General features: G+C 72.9%; 2 protein-coding genes. One reads left to right on the forward strand and one right to left on the reverse strand.

All coding sequences use genetic code 11. The annotated features are described in order from the left end of the window. Window positions 1–359: 359 nt before the first annotated feature. Window positions 360–2,360 (forward strand): DNA helicase RecQ, encoded by a 2,001-nt coding sequence (recQ, locus tag AOJ26_RS02545; protein WP_053846494.1) that lies wholly within the window; start codon window positions 360–362, stop codon window positions 2,358–2,360. A gap of 55 nt (window positions 2,361–2,415) precedes the next feature. Here recQ and AOJ26_RS02550 read toward each other — a convergent pair. Then, window positions 2,416–3,315, reverse strand: a 900-nt coding sequence (locus tag AOJ26_RS02550) for a HEAT repeat domain-containing protein (protein WP_179200273.1), incomplete at its 5' end; no start/stop codon positions are given.

Here is a 3,315-nt window from a genome sequence, read left to right on the forward strand (position 1 = left end):
CCGGTGGCCCCGTACGTGTGGGACAGCTCCGTCCAGACGGACGGGTCCAGGTCGTCTGCCTGCGCGGGCGCGGCGGTCAGTGAGAAGGCCGCTGCCGCCGCGACGGTGAGCACTGCCTTCAGGGGTGTGTATCAGGGGCGGGAGGGGCGCGCGGGTGAGGCGCCGTCCGTCGGGAGGGCGGGCCTCCCCAGCCCGCCCCAGCAGCATGTCCCCGCGTCGAACGAGTGCGCCATGTGACATCCGCCGATCGGATGACCACGCAACGTCACCGGCCCGGCCTGTGGATAACTCCGACGCTGTCGGTCCCGGCCCCTATCGTGGAGGCAGTGGTCGAAGGACGACGTACGGGGGACGGGACTATGGGCGGGATGGGCGGTATCAGCGAGATGCCAGGGATCACCGGGACACCGGGCGCGAGCGACAGCGAGGCACTGGCCACGCTGCACCGGGTCTTCGGATACGACGCCTTCCGCGGCGAGCAGGAAGAGATCATCGAGCATGTGGTGGCCGGCGGGGACGCCGTCGTCCTCATGCCGACCGGCGGCGGCAAGTCGCTGTGCTACCAGATCCCCTCCCTGGTCAGACCCGGCACGGGCGTCGTCGTCTCACCGCTCATCGCGCTCATGCAGGACCAGGTGGACGCGCTCAGGGCGCTCGGCGTGCGCGCCGGGTTCATGAACTCCACGCAGGACTTCGACGAGCGCCGCGTGGTGGAGGCCGAGTTCCTCGCCGGAGAGCTGGACCTGCTCTACCTCGCACCGGAGCGGCTGCGCCTCGACGCCACGCAGGACCTCCTGTCCCGGGGCAAGATCTCCGTCTTCGCCATCGACGAGGCGCACTGCGTCTCCCAGTGGGGCCACGACTTCCGCCCCGACTACCTGACACTGGCGGTGCTCGGCCGACGCTGGCCCGACGTCCCGCGGATCGCGCTCACCGCGACGGCCACCCGCGCCACCCACGAGGAGATCACCCAGCGGCTGGACATGCCGACGGCCCGGCACTTCGTGGCGAGCTTCGACCGGCCCAACATCCAGTACCGGATCGTGCCCAAGGCCGACCCCAAGAAGCAGCTCCTCGCCTTCCTGCGCGAGGAGCACCAGGGCGACGCGGGCATCGTGTACTGCCTCTCCCGCAAGTCGGTGGAGGCCACCGCCGAGTTCCTCTCCCGCAACGGCATCGAGGCCGTCCCGTACCACGCCGGCCTGGACGCGGGCACCCGCGCCGCCCACCAGTCCCGCTTCCTGCGCGAGGACGGCCTCGTCGTGGTGGCCACCATCGCCTTCGGCATGGGCATCGACAAGCCGGACGTCCGCTTCGTGGCCCATCTCGACCTGCCCAAGTCGGTCGAGGGCTACTACCAGGAGACAGGCCGCGCCGGGCGCGACGGACTGGCGTCCACGGCCTGGATGGCCTACGGCCTCAACGACGTCATCCAGCAGCGCAAGATGATCCAGTCGAGCGAGGGCGACGAGGCGTTCCGGCGCCGGGCCGCCGCCCACCTGGACTCCATGCTCGCGCTGTGCGAGACCGCGCAGTGCCGGCGCGGCCAGCTCCTGAACTACTTCGGCCAGGAACCGGGGTCGACGGGCTGCGGCAACTGCGACACCTGCCTCACACCGCCCGAGACCTGGGACGGCACGGTGGCCGCCCAGAAGGTGCTGTCCACGATCGTGCGGCTCCAGCGGGAGCGGGGGCAGAAGTTCGGGGCGGTGCAGATCGTGGACATCCTGCTCGGCAGACGCACCGCCAAGGTCATCCAGTTCGACCACGACCAGCTCTCCGTGTTCGGCATCGGCGAGGAGCTCTCCGAGGGCGAATGGCGAGGTGTCGTACGGCAGTTGCTTGCCCAGGGACTCCTCGCGGTCGAGGGGGACTACGGCACGCTGGTGCTGACCGAGGCCAGCGGGGCGGTGCTGCGGCGGGAGCGGGAGGTGCCGCTGCGCAAGGAACCGAAGAAGCCGGTGACCGCCAAGTCGGGCTCCTCGTCCGGGCGGGGCAAGGCCAAGGCCGCGGTGGCCGAGCTGCCAGAGACGCTGGTGCCGGCGTTCGAGGCCCTGCGGGCCTGGCGCGCCGAGCAGGCCCGCGAACAGGGCGTCCCGGCGTACGTCATCTTCCACGACGCCACGCTCAGGGAGATCGTGACGGCCTGGCCGACCTCGGTGCAGCAGCTCGGCGGGGTCAGCGGAGTCGGCGAGAAGAAACTGGTGACCTACGGCGAGGGCGTGATCGGAGTGCTGGCCGGTCTCGGGGACGGCGGGTCGGCCACGCAGACACCTGACCGCACCGATGACACGGACCCCGGCGCCGACCACTGGCCCGAGATGGACGCCGACCCGGAGCCCGAGGACGACTGGATATAGCGGCCCCCGGGCTTCGGAAGGTGCGGCCCGGGGACCGCACAGGCGTCAGGACAGGTCACAGGGCCCGCGCCGCATACGCCCTCACGTCCGCGTCCGAGTCCGTCGTGGCCGTGGCCAGGGCCGCGCGGGCGCCGTCTGCGCCCGAGTGCCGGGTCAGGGCGAGGACGGCCGCCTTGCGGACATCGGCGTTCGGGTCGGCGAGGGCCTTGGCGAGGGCGGGCACGGCCAGGTCAGGGTCGGCGGCGGACAGCGCCGTCGCGGCACCCGACCGGACCTGCCATGCGGCGGCCGACAGGGCGGCGACTGCGCGGGCGGCGAGCGGTGCGGGGCAGCCGGTGGTGCCGAGAGCTCCGTAGGCCGCTCCCTGCACCAGAGGGTCAGGGTCCTCGGTGAGACGGGCCAGGGCGTCGAGGACGGCGTCCGACGGGCGTTCCGCCGACACCGTCGCCAGCGCTTTGGCGATCGTCACGCGGACCTCGCGGGAGGGGTCGGCGGTGGCCGCGCCGGCGAGCTCCTCGGCGGCGTCCACCGAGACGAGGGCGCGGACCGCCTCGACGCGGACGGCGATGTCCGCATCGGTGAGGGCTCCGGCGAAGAGATCCGTGTCGCCGAGGCGCAGGGCGCGCAGGACGTCCAGGGCGGCGGCGCGGACGACGGGGTCCGCTTCGGACAGGGCGGCGGCGAGACCGTCGCGCAGGGCGGACTCGGCGGGCAGCGTCTCCACCAGCTCGCGCAGTGAGGCGGCCGCGGCGGCGCGGACCTCGGGGGCGGGGTCCCGGAGCGCCTCGGCGAGGGCGGGGCCGGTGCCCTCGGGCAGGGTCTCGGTCAGCACAGCCACGGCCTCGCGCCGGACGGCGGGCGCGGCGTCGGCCAAGTAGGGCCGCAGGGCGTCGAGTCCGGGCTCGCTCTCGGCGAGGGAGACGAGTTCGAGGAGACGGGCGGAGGAGTTCTGGGG

Source organism: Streptomyces sp. NRRL B-24085, assembly GCF_001282115.1.
Classification (GTDB): domain Bacteria; phylum Actinomycetota; class Actinomycetes; order Streptomycetales; family Streptomycetaceae; genus Streptomyces.

Coding starts and splice junctions, on each gene's coding strand:
- recQ (WP_053846494.1), top strand. CDS start 360: ATGGGCGGGATGGGCGGTATCAGCGAGATGCCAGGGATCACCGGGACA.